Below are 15,759 nucleotides of genomic sequence, written 5' to 3'. Positions count from 1 at the left end.
AGCGGCTTGTGGCGGACTGCTACAGAGGGGATAAGCGCGCAACTGAATCAAAGCAACAATTAAGAAAAGCGTTATTTCAGTTATTAAAGGAGAAGGAATGGGGGAAGATTTCTGTACAAGATTTGACGAACAAGGCAGGAATCCATCGCACCACCTTCTATCAGCATTATGAGGATAAGTTTGACTTAGCTCAGCAGGTCATGGATGAGATGTTTGATGTCATGAAAACCGCTATTTTTGCTCCTGTACATGAAAGTGAGTGGAAGAGCGATCATGCAGCATATGTGTATATTTATCGCTTTTATCAGCATTTGCAGGAACATGAAGAGGAGTATCAGATTCTCTTGAAAAGGGGAAGAGAGCTTAATATTCATCAGACGGCCAGTGCTTTTTTTGAAGAAAGCTTTACTTTAGGGCTAGAAGAAGTCACAGGTTCACCACCTGATCCACAACACGTTCCTCTCGAGATGCAGAAGCAATTTGTCATTTCTGCTTATGTTGGAACAGCTGAGTGGTGGCTGAGAAAAGGCAGACCATATTCACCCGACTTTATGGCAAGTTCGATGATTCAATTGATTGAAAATCACTGAACAAACGGAAATGAGAAAAACAGTAATTTTGATCGAAATCTTCTTGTTTAAGCGTAGAATGAGCAATTAAAGCGCTTTTCCTCACATGTAAAACGAACAAAATTTGATTTCGAGATATTAATGTTCGGATTTCACGTTGACTTTTTCATTGTGCATTGATAAAATAAATGTGTTTGAAAGAGATAACGTTTTGAAAGGTTAACGGAGGTGCACGATATGTCTTCAGTAGTCGTAGTAGGTACGCAGTGGGGTGACGAAGGGAAAGGGAAAATTACCGATTTCCTTTCAGAAAATGCAGAGGTGATTGCCCGTTATCAAGGGGGAAACAATGCAGGTCACACAATCAAATTTGATGGAGTGACTTACAAGCTACACCTCATTCCGTCCGGTATTTTTTACAAAGAGAAAACTTGTGTCATCGGTAATGGAATGGTGGTTGATCCTAAAGCGTTGGTCACTGAGCTTGCGTATCTTCACGAACGGAATGTGAGTACAGATAACCTCAGAATCAGCAATAGAGCCCATGTCATTCTGCCTTATCACTTAAAATTGGACGAGGTAGAAGAAGAGCGGAAAGGGGCTAACAAGATCGGTACGACGAAAAAAGGAATCGGACCAGCTTATATGGACAAAGCTGCCCGCGTCGGAATCCGTATCGCAGATTTATTAGATCGTGAAGTATTTGAAGAGAAGCTTGCCCGTAATCTAGAAGAGAAAAATCGTCTTTTAGAGAAAATGTACGACACAGAAGGCTTCAAAATTGAAGATATTTTAGATGAGTATTATGAATATGGTCAGCAAGTGAAAAAATATGTCGTGGACACATCTGTTGTATTGAACGATGCTCTAGATGAAGGCCGCCGTGTTCTTTTTGAAGGGGCACAAGGCGTTATGCTTGATATCGATCAAGGGACATATCCGTTCGTGACGTCATCTAACCCAGTGGCTGGAGGCGTGACGATTGGTTCTGGTGTAGGTCCTACGAAAATTCAACATGTGGTCGGCGTATCAAAAGCTTACACAACTCGTGTAGGTGATGGCCCATTCCCGACAGAACTCCATGATGAAATTGGCGATCAAATCCGTGAAGTTGGCCGTGAATACGGTACGACAACTGGCCGCCCGCGTCGTGTTGGCTGGTTTGACAGTGTTGTTGTCCGTCATGCGCGCCGTGTGAGCGGAATTACAGATTTATCTCTTAACTCCATCGATGTACTGACAGGGATTGAGAAATTGAAAATCTGTGTTGCTTATAAATTGAACGGAGAAATCACTGAAGAATTCCCAGCAAGCCTTAATGAATTAGCGAAATGTGAACCTGTCTACGAAGAAATGCCAGGTTGGACAGAGGATATTACAGGCGTGAAGAATTTAAGTGAACTGCCTGCAAATGCCCGTCATTACTTAGAGCGCATTTCACAATTAACAGGTATTCCACTTTCTATTTTCTCAGTCGGACCAGACCGTTCCCAAACGAACGTTGTCCGCAGCGTGTACCGTCCATCATTATAGACTGATCAGACACCAGTAAAATCACACATTTTACTGGTGTCTTTTTTTGATTAAATATTCCTTAATTTCTACGGAACGCTCTTCCTGTCATTACCAAAATATGATAACTGTATAAAAGGGAAGGAGCGTTCTAGTGAAAGAAAGAATACGATTATTAGATATTTTACGAGGTTTTGCGATATTAGGTACATTGGGTACAAACGTCTGGTTTTTTGCATACGCAGGGGATACCTTTGCGACAGATCAGATTGCGGATGAATATGAAAATGGTAGTTTTCTTGAAAGTCTTGTCTCTATGTTCGTTTATGGCAAAATGCTATCGTTGCTTACGATCATGTTTGGTGTAGGGCTAGAGCTGAAATACCAGCAGGCGAAAAGAAAAAATATGACTTGGCCGGGTACATATTTATGGATTCTTTTATTCTTATTGATTGAAGGCTTTGTCCATTTTGCGCTAGTGATGGAATATGATGTGCTCATGAGTTACGCCGTCACGGGTTTGCTTGTGGCGTTTATTGTCCGTGGAGGAAGTCGGCGCATCAAAAAAGGCATGATTGTCTCGGGTGTCATTCATTTGTTGGTGACGGCTTTTCTCGTTGTATTTTCTATCTCTGAATTGGAAAATGAATCCTATGACGAGAGCAGTGAACCAGCGTACGAAGAACAACTGCCGGAGACATGGATATCTCAAGTTCAAGACCGATTACAGCACTTTTTGATGTATCGAGAAGAAGCAATCTTTATTATCCCAATGAATACCTTTTTGTTTTTATTAGGTGTGCGGATGATGAGAGCCGGTGTATTTTATGCAAATGAGCGTGGGCAATCTCTGCGGAAAACATTGTTCCGAATGGGTTTGTGGATTGGACTGCCGCTGAATGCGCTCGTCTTCGTACCAAATGACATAGTAGAATTTGTGGTGCGCTATGTGTTTTCGCCATTCCTCTCTATTTTCTATATTGCTGTCGTGGCGAAGCTTCTAGCACGCACGGAGTCATGGTTCATGTGGACTTGGTTTGAATATGTAGGGAAAATGGCGCTTAGCTGCTATATCCTGCAAAATGTCATCTGCTCGCTTCTTTTTTACAGCTGGGGATTGGGTCTTGGCGGTCAAATCAACGCCCCCCTTATCGTCTTGTCATGGTTGTTCATTTCACTTTTGCAAATCGCTATTTCAGCCCTTTGCTTACACGTCTGGCGAATTGGGCCAATGGAGTATATCCGATCACGGGCACTTCGCCGTGTGACAATGAAGAAAGCATCTTAAAGGGGAATAGATACAATGTTTTTCAAAAAAACGACGAAAAGAGAACAAGCCAATGCACAAAAAGCAGCAGGATCGGCGTTTGTTTTTTATCTTCTAGCATTAGGAGGACATGCGTCTTACGCTTTTTTTCAAGGTGAGAGTACACCTGTGACTTTTGTGATTTTAATGACAGGTCTTCTTGTGTTTTTCACCGCAGATTGGCTATACAACAAAAAACATTCATAAAAAAGAAGCCCTCTGATGAGAGCTTCTTTTTTATTTTAGGCTTTTATATTGGCCTTTTAAATTTTTACGAATGTATTGAATGATTTTGCGTAGTTCGTTGGCATGCGGTCTGCCAAATGGACTTGTTTGTCTTTGCTGATAGAGGACTTGGCCTTTTTCATTTAATAAGAAATAGGCAGGTTCTCCGTGCACCCCATGATCTTCGTATGGGGCATCTTCCCCGTGATAGAAGACTTCATAGGCTTTCAATGATGTGAGGTCTTGGTCAGACATGATGGGGAAAGAAAGTCCCTCTTTGTCTGCAAATTCTTTTAAGTCTTCAGGATTATCCGTTGAGATTGTCATTAAGTGAATATCCTTTTCTTGAAAATAGGATTGCTGTTTTTCCAGCTCTTTTAATTCCTCGACACATACTGGGCACCATGATCCTCTAAAGAAAACGATAAGGTGCCAGCTTTGATGCTCCTCTAAATGTTTGTAAAACTCAATGTGATCGCCCTGCACTGTTGGTAGTGAAAAATCGGGCATTTTATCTCCTAATTTAAATGAACTCATCCTATGTTTCCTCCTTTTTCAATCACCATGCTGTTTGTTTCTTGTATAACCAATATTGGTCGGAATCAAACGTTTCTGTGTGCTGGATTGGGCAGTAGCCATTAATTGAATGAAGGCGCTTTCGGATTTAGGCGATGTAACAGAAGATATCAAATCCGACACTTTTTTAAAAAAAATGTCGAAAAACGTATTGCCATATGTAATTACTCTATGATATTATAAATCTCGTTGTTGCAAAGGTCTCTGAAACTTGTTAAGATGCGATGTTCCAGCTTTTAAAGCGATTGGTTTGACGCAATACAGCTTCTTCAGATTCACTTTTCACAAACCGAGAGCCATTAGCTCAGTTGGTAGAGCATCTGACTTTTAATCAGAGGGTCGAAGGTTCGAGTCCTTCATGGCTCACCATGTTTTGGCCCGTTGGTCAAGCGGTTAAGACACCGCCCTTTCACGGCGGTAACACGGGTTCGAATCCCGTACGGGTCATTGATTTACTTTAGCGTTAAGCTAATTTTTCCTCACTTGCTTGAAGGAGCACCACGATTGCTTTTTCGGGCAAGTTACTGAGGTCCGGTAGTTCAGTTGGTTAGAATGCCTGCCTGTCACGCAGGAGGTCGCGGGTTCGAGTCCCGTCCGGACCGCCATTTATACATATTCATCTTTTGATGATGGCTCGGTAGCTCAGTTGGTAGAGCAACGGACTGAAAATCCGTGTGTCGGCGGTTCGATTCCGTCCCGAGCCACTTCCAAACGCATCTGCAATCGCAGGTGCGTTTTTATTATGAAAAGAAGGCATAAAAAGGGAGAAGCCGGACCTAGGTAGGGCCCGGCTCCATAAGAAGAAGACGTTACATGTATATAGACGTTTGGTGATTGGAAAAGTTTCAATAAAAAAGGAAAAAGTCATCAAATCTTTTGGTGAAGTTCTTCTATCCAACGTTTACTAGCAAAGAAAGCCGTTATTATTTTTATCTTTGCCTCGTAAAACGTTATAATAGACAGTGAGCCTTTTTTTCGTAAATGAAGAAGGCGTAATGAGACATGCAAAATGGAATGACATAGATGCTAAAAATGCAGGAGGAAATCACAATGGAAAAAAAAATTCTTGTCGTAGATGATGAAAAGCCGATTGCGGATATATTGGAATTTAACTTAAGAAAAGAGGGCTACGAGGTTCATTGTGCGTATGACGGAAATGAAGCCCTTGAAATGGTAGAAGAAATTAAGCCAGACATTATTTTGCTCGACATTATGCTGCCGAACAAAGATGGCGTTGAAGTATGCCGTGAAGTGAGAAAGAAATATGATATGCCGATTATCATGCTGACAGCAAAAGACTCTGAAATCGATAAAGTCATTGGTCTTGAGCTTGGCGCGGACGATTATGTCACAAAGCCATTCAGTACACGCGAGCTGCTTGCACGTGTAAAAGCAAATTTAAGAAGACAGACGGCTGCTCCGCAATCAGAGGAAGAATCTGAATCAAATGATATCGAGATTGGTTCACTTGTGATCTACCCAGATGCGTATGTCGTGTCCAAGCGTGACGAGACGATTGAGTTAACGCATCGTGAGTTCGAATTGCTTCATTACTTAGCGAAACATATTGGACAAGTCATGACACGTGAGCACTTACTGCAAACGGTTTGGGGCTACGATTACTTCGGAGATGTCCGTACAGTAGACGTGACAGTCCGCCGTCTTCGTGAAAAAATTGAAGACAACCCTAGCCACCCGAGCTGGATCGTAACAAGACGAGGCGTCGGCTACTATTTAAGAAACCCAGAGCAGGACTAAGATTCTTATGAGTAAAGTAGGTTTTTTTCGCTCGATTCACTTTAAATTGACCTTGATTTATGTGCTGCTGATCATTGTCGCCATGCAGATTATTGGCGTGTACTTTGTGAAGCAGCTAGAGCAGTCCTTAATTAATTCCTATGATAATTCCTTGAATCAGCGAATCTACTCGTTATCGTATTACCTAGAACAAGATTCATCGAAAAGCAAGGCAGAATTAAAAGAGGATGCTCAAAAGATACTAAACGATTTTAACAACAAAGATGAGTCTAATGAAATTTCTGAAGTCAGCTATATTGACGAAAGCAGAGAGGTCATTGCCTCTGTGAATAACGGCAGTCAAGAGATTGCCGGGAAGAAAATCACAGATCAAATCATTAGCCGTATTTTCGCGGTTGGCAAAGACTACGAGAAAAAATTCTATGACCCAGAATCGAATAAACGAGTCCGCATATCAGCGACAGCCGTGAAAAATGAGAACCAAGAAACCGTTGGTGTCATTTATGTGGTCTCATCCATGGAAAGTGTTTTTAACCAAATGAGAACCATTAATACGATTTTGGCAACGGGAACGCTGCTTGCCCTTGTGATAACCGCTCTACTTGGTATATTCATATTCAGAACCATTACACACCCAATTTCGGATATGAGAAAGCAAGCGATCGAGCTCGCCAAAGGGAACTTTTCCAGAAAGGTCCGAAAGTATGGACATGATGAGATTGGTCAGCTAGCGACGACATTTAACCATTTGACGAGAGAGCTGGAGGAAGCGCAGCTGATGACAGAGGGTGAGAGGAAAAAGCTTTCTTCTGTTATCGCCTATATGACCGATGGCGTCATTGCCACAAATCAAAATGGGGCCATTATTCTATTAAACAGCCCGGCACTAGAGCTTTTGAATGTTTCACGTGAAACAGCTCTAGAGATGCCGATCACATCCTTGCTTGGCTTAGAAGAAACTCATACATTTGAAGATTTAGTCGAAAATCAAGACTCCATGCTGCTAGAAATTGAACGTGAAGATCAGCTGTCTGTTTTGCGTGTCAATTTCTCAGTGATTCAGAAAGAGCATGGGAAAATTGATGGTTTAATTGCAGTCATTTATGACGTAACCGAGCAGGAAAAAATTGATGCGGAACGTCGTGAATTCGTGGCGAACGTATCGCATGAGCTGCGCACACCGCTTACGACAATGCGAAGCTATCTTGAGGCACTCGCTGAAGGTGCGATTGGTGATAAAGAGCTTGCGCCAAGGTTCCTCAGTGTCACGCAAAACGAAACAGAGCGCATGATTAGACTTGTGAATGACCTGCTCCAGCTGTCTAAGTTCGACAGCAAGGATTATCAATTCAATCGTGAGTGGACGAATTTTATCAGGTTTATCTCGCTCGTCATTGATCGTTTTGAAATGACGAAGGAGCAGCATGTCGATTTCATCCGCAACCTGCCGCAGCGTGAAATATATGTGGAAATTGATCAAGATAAAATCACTCAGGTGCTCGATAATATCATTTCCAATGCTATGAAATACTCGCCAGAGGGTGGACACATTACGTTCACTGTCGATTTGGATGAGGAGCAAGGTCTTGTGTTATTCAGTGTCAAAGATGAAGGAATTGGTATTCCGAAGAAGGATATGGATAAAATCTTTGAACGTTTTTATCGAGTGGATAAGGCAAGAACAAGAAAGCTTGGCGGAACCGGCCTAGGCCTTGCGATTGCAAAAGAAATGGTTCAGGCTCATGGCGGAGATATTTGGGCTGACAGCATTGAAGGAAAAGGAACAACGGTAACCTTTACCCTTCCGTACAATGAAGAACAAGAGGATGATTGGGATGAAGCGTGAGACCTTTAAAACCATTATATTGACAATCCTAATTGCGATCAGTCTTGTGTTTACGTGGAATATTTGGATGTTCCAGCCCGTCATGCAGGATCAGGCGGATGCCGGCACACAGGTCGTGGAAACGAAGAAGATTTCAAGCGACGAGCCTCGGAGTCTCATTGATGTCGTGAAGCCGCGTGAGATGTTCATCCATTCCAATGGAGAGCATTTCAAAGTGGATCAAAAGGAACTCTTCCAAAACTTTTGGAATGATGTGAGCCTGTGGGATGTCAAAGAGATTGCTGATGTGTCGGACCAATATTCCGAGCAGAAATTTAAGAATTTCTTCTATGGACGCGAGGGGCAAGGCAAAACATTGGATCTTGTGTTCAATGATCCGATTCCGATTGATATTTTCCAAGCGCTGTTTAAATGGCCGAATAAATCCATTGAATACAACTCGTTTGACCGGATGATTGTGCCGTTCGCTCAGCCGGATAAGGCCAATAAGAAAGTTTATTTGGTTTCATACAGCAAGGAATCGGTGCTTGAGCTAACGATTGAATCTGCCAACTATCGTAATCTGATGGATAGTATTGCAGCCGCTCAAAACGAGATGCCGCGCTATGATCTTTATACTTTCTCTACGAATTCAAAACGAGATTTCCTTCTGCCGCAGAAGCAAAAGCAGCTTGAAGCGAAAATGTTCTTTATCGAAACGATTAAGACAAGCAAATTCAAGGACGCTTTGTTTACAGACCCAAGTCTAGTTGGGGAGGAGTCTAATTTAAACCGGACGGTGTATACAGATGGAACGAGTCGTCTTGAAGCAAATCAAAAAGACCACCGCATCCAATATCAGCATCGTAATATCAATTCTAGTACCGTATTCCAAACGGGGGATTTGATCAAGCGAAGCGTGAAATATTTCAATGATACCGGAAGTTTTACCGATAACTATCAATACTTCGGTATCAACAGCAACCAGCAGCTGTCCTTTAATATGTTTATGGATGGACTGCCGATCGTCAACAGCACAAAACATCCATTTGGTATGACATCACTTGAAGTACAATGGGCGAATGATGACATCTTGAGTTATAAGCGTCCAAACTACATTCTCGGCAACAAAGCGAGTCAGAGTGAACAGGTCAAACTGATGAATGGGACAGAGCTGAAAAACTTGATCATCAAGCAGACGAAGTATGATGATTTAGAGAAAATTGAACAGATTTTCCCTGCTTATCAAGCGACATCCACGGCATCAGATCAGGATCAAGCGATGTTTGTCTGGCTAGAGCCGGTATGGTGTATGAAATATAACGGAAAAACCGTCATTTTATCGAATGATTTGCTGACAGAGGGGAGCGAGAATCATGGAGTGGAATAAGACCAAAACGATCTTTATCCTAGCCTTTCTCGTTCTCGATATCTTTCTAGGTTTTCAATACTTTGAAAAGCGATCGACCGATCATTTTGCGATTATCGAAAAAACAGATACGCTGGAAGAAATGAAGGCAGACGGAATCAAATATGGGAATCTATCAGATGAAGCGAAGATTGGATACCGCATTACAGCTGAGAAAAAGCAATATACGAAAAAGGATGTCGATGGATTAGCTGATCAAAAGACGAAAAGCACATTCCCGAAAACCGAGAAAGATGATCCTGTCACCCTGCTTGAAATGACCTTCAATAAACCAGTTGCATTGCCGAAAAAAGATATGAAAACAGCAGCGACCAATCTTGTGAGCCAGCGTTTACTGGATGGCAAGAATTATAAGCTCTGGAGCATCGATGAAGAAACAGGTGAAATCGTCTTTTTCCAAACGTATAAAGGAAAATACATCTTCCAAGAAGGTCTTGATGACACCGAAACCATCGGGAAGATCACATTGGATGTGAACGATCAAAACGAGGTCGTATCGTATCGGCAGTCGATGGTGACATCGATTAATGAAGTGAGAAAAGAAACCCTTGTCCCGGCGCTTGAAACGGTGAAGGACTTATATACACAAAATATGCTGAGCCAAAACACAACAGTGAAAAAAGTGGAGCTTGGCTACTACACGCAATACCCAGGTGCAAGCACTCAAGTGATGGTTCCTGTATGGCGAGTAGAGATTGAAGGCGTGGCAGCTGGTTCAAAGAAAAAGACAGAAGAAGAATATTTGATCAATGCCATTGATGGCTCAACACTTGATCATATAGAGAAAGAAGACAAATCTTCATTGGAGTGAGAGAACATGAGCTTGCAGTTCAGTGTACTAGCGAGCGGAAGTACGGGGAACGCTTTTTATTTAGAAACAGATGAGCATGCTTTTTTAGTAGATGCAGGCTTAAGCGGCAAACAGATGGTAGAGCTGCTTGGTCAAATCGATCGCAAGCCGGAAGACTTGGACGGTATTTTTGTCACACACGAGCACTCAGATCATATTAAAGGACTCGGTGTGATGGCAAGAAAGTACAAGCTTCCTGTCTATGCAAATGCGAAAACATGGAAGGCGATGGAGTCACATATTGGGAAAGTGGATACGGAGCAGAAATTCCACTTTGATATGGAGACGGTTCAATCATTTGGCGGACTCGATGTTGAATCATTTGGCGTATCACATGATGCGGCAGAGCCCATGTTTTACGTATTCCATTATGGCGGGCGTAAACTTGCCCTTATGACGGATACAGGCTATGTGAGTGACCGGATGAAAGGGATTATTAAATCAGCCAATACGTTCGTATTTGAGAGCAACCATGATGTCGGCATGCTGCAAATGGGGCGCTACCCATGGAGTATTAAACGCAGAATTTTGAGCGATGTCGGACACGTATCCAATGAAGATGCAGCTCTTGCTATGACAGACGTGATTGGAGACGCCACCTCACGCATTTATTTGGCCCACTTGAGTCAAGACAACAACATGAAGGACTTAGCCCGTATGGCGGTCCAGCAGACGCTTGAAATGAAGGGCTTTGTTGTAGGGGACGGCTTTGATTTATATGATACGGACCCGAAAAAAGCAACCCCGCTTTGCGCCGTATGATTTTTACAATCGTATGATTAAGATAAGAGCTTCTTACCAACACTATATACATCATCTATTCACTGAAAGGAAGGAAACATAGTGGATTATCGCGATGTAGAGTGGAAGCCGAGACGAAGCAGAAAAGGATATTTCCTATCTGGTCTGATCGGTGTATTGGTAGGAGCTTTTTTAATGGGATTCTTTTTCCCCTATGTGTCTGGACAAAGCGGCAGCCCCTTTGGCTGGCAGTCAGCTGGAGATCAGCAGGCATCAGATGGCCCTTTAAAGACCGTCAATGTGAACGTGAATGATGCGGTCACAAAAGTGGTATCGAGTATGTCGGATACGGTTGTCGGCGTCATTAACATTCAAAAGTCGAGCTTTTGGGAAGAAGGCGGTGAAGCAGGCAGCGGGTCAGGTGTGATTTATAAAAAAAAGGGTGACACCTTTTATATTGTGACCAACCATCATGTCATCAAAGGCGCAAACCAGCTTGAAGTGAGCCTTCAGGACGGGACAAGGATCGGGGCAAATCTTGTCGGCAGTGATCAGCTTATGGATTTAGCGGTACTCACGGTCAAAAGTGATAAGATCAAGAAAACCGCCGCCTTCGGCAATTCAGACCATGTCAAACCAGGTGAGCCTGTCATCGCCATTGGAAATCCATTAGGCCTTGAATTTGCTGGCTCCGTCACACAAGGTGTGATTTCTGGAACGGAGCGTGCGATCCCTGTTGATTCTAATGGTGATGGACAGACGGATTGGAATGCGGAAGTTTTGCAAACGGATGCCGCCATTAATCCTGGGAACAGCGGCGGAGCCTTGATCAATATGGACGGCAAAGTGATCGGCATCAATTCAATGAAGATTGCTGAGTCAGAGGTGGAAGGGATTGGGCTGTCTATTCCTGCGAATCTGGTGATCCCTGTCATAGAGGATTTAGAGCGCTATGGAGAGGTGAAGCGTCCGTACCTTGGTGTTGGGATGAAATCACTAGCAGATATTGCGAGCTATCATTGGCAGGAAACGTTAAAACTGCCATCAAAGGTCACAACCGGAGTCGTCGTGATGAGTGTCGAGCCTTTGTCTCCAGCAGGGAAAGCAGGGTTAAAAGAGCTGGATGTCGTGACGTCGTTTGACGGCAAGGAAGTACAAAATATCGTCGATCTGCGTAAATATCTTTATCAAAAGAAAGTAGGCGACAAGGTAAAGGTGCAATTTTACCGAAGCGGAAAGAAAAAATCAGTCGAGATCAAACTCTCCCAAACCGATCAGTTCGGTGGCTAGCCAGTTCCTATAAGGGACTGGCTTTTTTTACATGCCCGGCATATGATAAAGAAAAGGGGGAGATACGATTGGTCACATTACTACCAATGTCGCAAACAGATTATGACGTCTTGATAGAGAAGGCCATTAAGCGGTACGCAGAAGAAAAGGTACACGCAGGGACATGGAATCAGGAAGAAGCGCAAAAGAACGCAGAGGAACAATTTGACCGGCTGCTTCCTGAAGGACTTCAGACAGAAGATCATGAGTTGTGGAACATCTTACATGGAGAAGAAGCCATTGGATGGGTATGGCTTTGCTATGATCCAGATCATCCCCAGCATGAAGGATTTATTTATAATTTTATTTTGTTTGAAGCGTATCGAGGAAAAGGATTGGCAAAACAGGCCATGACGGCATTAGAAGAGCAGGCAAAGTCATTAGGTGTGAAGAAACTATCGCTACATGTCTTTGCCCATAATCAAATTGCCCGCTCACTTTATGAGAAAACGGGATTTGCTGAGACTGGGATTTACATGAGCAAGCCTTTATAAAAAAAGAGAAGTACCGTGCAGAGGGGACTGACCCCCGTTTTTGAGACAGGAATCAAAACACCTTTATACAGCCAATTGCCGATAGTTTATCGGTGATTGGTTGTTTAGTTTCGTTTGAATACGAATGTTGTTATAATAATAAATGTATTCTTTGACAGTGCGTTCTACGATGGTGGTCGTAGTGCGATCAATCCTGTTAAGATAGAACGTTTCAGACTTTAGTGAGGAATGAAACGATTCGATGGAGGCATTATCAGCGGGCGTCCCTTTACGGGACATGCTCATGGTAATGCCTTTTATATGAACAGCTTTCTGATACTCGTAAGATGTATACACAGAACCTTGATCGCTATGTAACACGCAATTCTCAGGAAGTGCTGGAAGCTGATTAAGTGTGTTTAAGATAAAGTCTGTGTCCTGCTTATCACCAATCGTAAAAGCAATCACTTCTCCATTATATAAATCCAATATACTGGAAAGGTACAATTGTTTCTGTCCATAAGGCAAATACGTGATGTCCGTGACTAGTTTTTCAAGAGGGCGATCAGACTGAAAATTCCGATCCAGTATATTACCGGCTACGGCATAAGGCTGCCCATTCTTCTTACGCTTTTTCATTTTAACCCGGCATTGCCACTGGTTTTTCTGCATGATACGTTGAACAGTTTTATGGTTAATACGCATTCTCATTTTTAGTATGGCTGTGATTTTCCGATAACCATATCGATATTTGTGCTTTCGGCACAACGTGCCGACCTGTTTCTCTAGTTGTCTTTTAGAATGAGTCTGAGTCAAATCCTTTTTCCATCTATAATACGAAGTACGTAAGATGCCTAAATGGACACAGATGTCCTGTACCGTCATCGTTTTGCACAATTCTTCTACCAGTTTGATTGACGTTTCCTTATCAACTTCCTTTCCAATTCGTTGTACTTTTTTAAAACTTCATTCTGTTGACTCAAATAGCGATTTTCTGCCCGCAGTCTCTCTAATTCAGAAGAGTACTCGGGACCCTTTCCATAGGTATATTGTTTTCCAACAGGTTGTTCGAACCTGTGTGTATCCCCAGTTTTATGCCATCTCACCCATGTCTGAACCTGCGTCTTATTCTTGATATTCAATTCCTGCATGATCTCTTTCATAGGTACGCCTGCCAATCTCATTTCCACAGCCTTCTGTTTGATTTCAACCGGATAACTCACTCTTGTCCCCATAGAAAAAACACCTCCATGTTTTATTTCGGATCACAACGATCCGTTTTCAAACTTGAAGGTGTTTTTTATTTGTCTCATCTTAGGGGGTCAGTCCCGAGAGCATACGGTACTTTTTTATGTGGACATCATGGCATCTTGCGCCGTGACTCGGTATAGGTCGACTTTGCATTTCACAAACGCACGGATGATGGCTGGGACTTGAGCTTCTGAACGAATCAACAATGAGGTCTCGTCATCTCTGATCACAAGGTCTGTTCCCACACTTTGTAAATACTGCGTGAGAACAGGCTTCACCTCATCATCAATCCATGCATGCTTGAAGGTGGCACGAATGGTTGAGGACGTGATGGTTTTCTCTTGAGGATGAGTACTTGAGGACACGATTTTTCCTTCAGATATGAAAGCTGTTTTGGTACAAATAGGTTGGGTGAACCTTGGCTCGTCTGCTGTTAAAAAGACAGTTTTTCCTTCAAATTTTAACGATTCAATCACCCGCTGGATATGTAAGATAGAATCTGCATCAATATCCGCAAAAGGCTCATCAAGTAAAATAAAGTCAGGCCGATGAGCGATGGCCTGAGCCATTCCGAGCCGCTTCTTCATCCCAGGTGTAAAGGCACCGACTTTCTCTTGATGATAACGATGTAAGCCAACAAATTCGAGTAATTCTTCATAATAGCTCGTTTTCTGGCGAGTACCCGTAATTTTCGATAAATAGGCAATATGCTCAATAGCAGTCAGCCCTTCATATAAATCTGTATATTCAGGCAGAACACCGATATGATGACGTACTTTTTTTAACGACGTCATGTTCATCATGATAAACGTGCCAGAGGTGGGGCGGGAGATCCCTGTAATGATATTAAAGAAGGTTGTCTTACCAGCACCCTTCGGTCCAATGAGGCCGAAGATATCCCCTTGATGGATATCAAGATCAATATGATCTATTGCGACTTTTGTCCGATATTTTTTTGTCAGCCCTTTTGTGTGAAGCACTTAGACATCCCTCCTCTGAAACAGTAGTGCAGTTCCAACGAGTAAGACAACAGTCAATGCGGCATTCATCAGCACATAGGTCAGCGGTTCACTCCAGCGCGCATAATAATAAGGCGTCACGTATTGGAACCAGTGAATCAACCGTTCTGAAGAAAGAACAGACATCATGCTCATGATCGGAAATAGAAAGGAAAACAACATGCCAACAAACATCGATTTCTGTGGTGTTGGAAAGAGCATGGACAAAAACAAAGCACAGGAGATGCCGACACTGATAAACGTTAATATTTTTAAGGCATCAGAGAACAGAAAACGATGTGAAATCACCATATTTAATATATATGTGGTCATAATGCAACTGAGCCAAAACAGCATCAGCCCAAGATATTTCCCGATGACAATGTTTAAACGGGTCGTTTTGCTGACGAGAAAACGAATGGTTTTCAAATGAATTTCGCGGCTCAAAATATCATGAGATAATAAAAAAATAAGGAAGAAACCAAATAACGACATTACTAGTTCATTCCCAATGGAATAGGGGTCTTTTGCCTGTTCCCACTTCCCTTGATAAGCAGCTATAAATGGAAGACTTGATACAAAAGTAGATAAAATGAAAATAATAACAATAGTTAAGATGGATTTTGTGCTTTTGAAGAGCTGCTTAAATTCATTCATACAGATGGTCCACACACACTGTACCTCCCTTCATCTTTATTATACCGCTAGAAAAGAAAGACACCATATCTCGCTCTTTAACATTTGCTTAAATTTTATAAAAAAGAAGACTCTTCCAAAACAGTTAACTCATTTTTAAAAATGTTCAGAAAAATATCTTGATTTATCAAAAAACATCATGTATGATAGCTTTAATTCAAGATAGTTAAACAGGCAATGACGAGAGAAAGTACAATCATCAATTTTTCCACAGAGAGCTT

15 protein-coding genes, 4 tRNA genes and 1 other annotated feature (1 of these 20 running past the window's edge) are annotated in these 15,759 nt (G+C 42.3%); of the genes, 15 read left to right on the top strand and 4 right to left on the bottom strand.

Translation table 11 applies throughout. The features are described 5' to 3' along the window. The first annotated feature begins 8 nt into the window (after nt 1-8). From M2353_RS19365 to M2353_RS19350, 4 genes are all read left to right on the top strand, one after another. On the top strand, nt 9-590 hold the full coding sequence (locus M2353_RS19365) for a TetR/AcrR family transcriptional regulator (protein ID WP_282746253.1): 582 nt from the start codon (nt 9-11) through the stop codon (nt 588-590). 216 nt (nt 591-806) lie between these two features. Beyond that, nucleotides 807-2,102 carry an adenylosuccinate synthase gene (locus tag M2353_RS19360; protein WP_007497400.1) on the top strand — a complete coding sequence of 432 codons (1,296 nt, stop codon included), beginning with the start codon at nt 807-809 and terminating at the stop codon, nt 2,100-2,102. Nucleotides 2,103-2,235: 133 nt separating this feature from the next. Then, nucleotides 2,236-3,369 (top strand): DUF418 domain-containing protein, encoded by a 1,134-nt coding sequence (locus tag M2353_RS19355; RefSeq protein ID WP_255816809.1) that lies wholly within the window; start codon nt 2,236-2,238, stop codon nt 3,367-3,369. Nucleotides 3,370-3,384: 15 nt separating this feature from the next. Then, complete coding sequence (locus M2353_RS19350) at nt 3,385-3,594, top strand: hypothetical protein (RefSeq protein WP_024718463.1); 210 nt, start codon at nt 3,385-3,387, stop codon at nt 3,592-3,594. Between the two features lie 30 nt (nt 3,595-3,624). On the opposite strand, the gene M2353_RS19345 is transcribed toward M2353_RS19350, so the two are convergent. Then, nucleotides 3,625-4,149 carry a peroxiredoxin family protein gene (locus M2353_RS19345; RefSeq protein ID WP_039170410.1) on the bottom strand — a complete coding sequence of 175 codons (525 nt, stop codon included), beginning with the start codon at nt 4,147-4,149 and terminating at the stop codon, nt 3,625-3,627. A 332-nt stretch (nt 4,150-4,481) separates the two neighbouring features. Here M2353_RS19345 and M2353_RS19340 point away from each other — a divergent pair. The 11 genes from M2353_RS19340 to M2353_RS19290 all read left to right on the top strand — a co-directional run bounded on the left by M2353_RS19340 (nt 4,482) and on the right by M2353_RS19290 (nt 12,614). Beyond that, a tRNA-Lys gene (locus tag M2353_RS19340) sits at nt 4,482-4,557 on the top strand. A 6-nt stretch (nt 4,558-4,563) separates the two neighbouring features. Continuing rightward, nucleotides 4,564-4,635, top strand: a tRNA-Glu gene (locus tag M2353_RS19335). Between the two features lie 81 nt (nt 4,636-4,716). After that, nucleotides 4,717-4,793 (top strand) — tRNA-Asp (locus M2353_RS19330). Between the two features lie 26 nt (nt 4,794-4,819). Next, a tRNA-Phe gene (locus tag M2353_RS19325) sits at nt 4,820-4,892 on the top strand. Between the two features lie 346 nt (nt 4,893-5,238). Further along, nucleotides 5,239-5,946: a response regulator YycF gene (gene yycF / locus M2353_RS19320; RefSeq protein ID WP_017359978.1), complete on the top strand. Its 708-nt coding sequence runs from the start codon at nt 5,239-5,241 to the stop codon at nt 5,944-5,946. Between the two features lie 7 nt (nt 5,947-5,953). Further along, the gene (walK, locus tag M2353_RS19315; RefSeq protein WP_048002616.1) at nt 5,954-7,792 is read left to right on the top strand and encodes a cell wall metabolism sensor histidine kinase WalK; all 1,839 of its coding nucleotides are present in this window, start codon (nt 5,954-5,956) and stop codon (nt 7,790-7,792) included. Further along, on the top strand, nt 7,782-9,161 hold the full coding sequence (yycH, locus tag M2353_RS19310) for a two-component system activity regulator YycH (RefSeq protein ID WP_024718466.1): 1,380 nt from the start codon (nt 7,782-7,784) through the stop codon (nt 9,159-9,161). Before walK ends, yycH begins: the two co-directional genes overlap by 11 nt. Further along, complete coding sequence (locus tag M2353_RS19305) at nt 9,148-10,011, top strand: two-component system regulatory protein YycI (protein ID WP_017368442.1); 864 nt, start codon at nt 9,148-9,150, stop codon at nt 10,009-10,011. Before yycH ends, M2353_RS19305 begins: the two co-directional genes overlap by 14 nt. A 6-nt stretch (nt 10,012-10,017) precedes the next feature. Further along, complete coding sequence (locus M2353_RS19300; protein ID WP_007497388.1) at nt 10,018-10,812, top strand: MBL fold metallo-hydrolase; 795 nt, start codon at nt 10,018-10,020, stop codon at nt 10,810-10,812. A gap of 81 nt (nt 10,813-10,893) precedes the next feature. After that, entirely contained in the window at nt 10,894-12,081 is a 1,188-nt protein-coding gene (locus tag M2353_RS19295) for a S1C family serine protease (protein ID WP_035704177.1), read from the top strand. 68 nt (nt 12,082-12,149) lie between these two features. After that, the gene (locus M2353_RS19290) at nt 12,150-12,614 is read left to right on the top strand and encodes a GNAT family N-acetyltransferase (protein WP_017368440.1); all 465 of its coding nucleotides are present in this window, start codon (nt 12,150-12,152) and stop codon (nt 12,612-12,614) included. Nucleotides 12,615-12,677: 63 nt separating this feature from the next. Here M2353_RS19290 and M2353_RS19285 read toward each other — a convergent pair. From M2353_RS19285 to M2353_RS19275, 3 genes are all read right to left on the bottom strand, one after another. Then, nucleotides 12,678-13,828 (bottom strand): IS3 family transposase gene (locus M2353_RS19285; RefSeq protein WP_284725938.1). Its coding sequence is split into 2 segments (ribosomal slippage): nt 12,678-13,555 and nt 13,555-13,828, totalling 1,152 coding nucleotides; the frame shifts between segments, so codons are not numbered across the junction. Nucleotides 13,829-13,942: 114 nt separating this feature from the next. After that, nucleotides 13,943-14,824, bottom strand: a complete 882-nt coding sequence (locus tag M2353_RS19280) for an ABC transporter ATP-binding protein (protein ID WP_017359972.1) — start codon at nt 14,822-14,824, stop codon at nt 13,943-13,945. Then, the gene (locus tag M2353_RS19275; protein ID WP_039164793.1) at nt 14,825-15,514 is read right to left on the bottom strand and encodes an ABC transporter permease; all 690 of its coding nucleotides are present in this window, start codon (nt 15,512-15,514) and stop codon (nt 14,825-14,827) included. It abuts the gene before it with no gap. Nucleotides 15,515-15,706: 192 nt separating this feature from the next. After that, nucleotides 15,707-15,759 (top strand) — a binding site (T-box leader); it runs 218 nt beyond the window's last position.

The sequence above is a fragment of the Bacillus aerius genome (assembly GCF_029894105.1).
GTDB classification, from domain to species: domain Bacteria; phylum Bacillota; class Bacilli; order Bacillales; family Bacillaceae; genus Bacillus; species Bacillus altitudinis.
The sequence above is the reverse complement of the archived record's forward strand: the minus strand, read 5'-3'. Positions and strand labels throughout refer to the sequence as shown.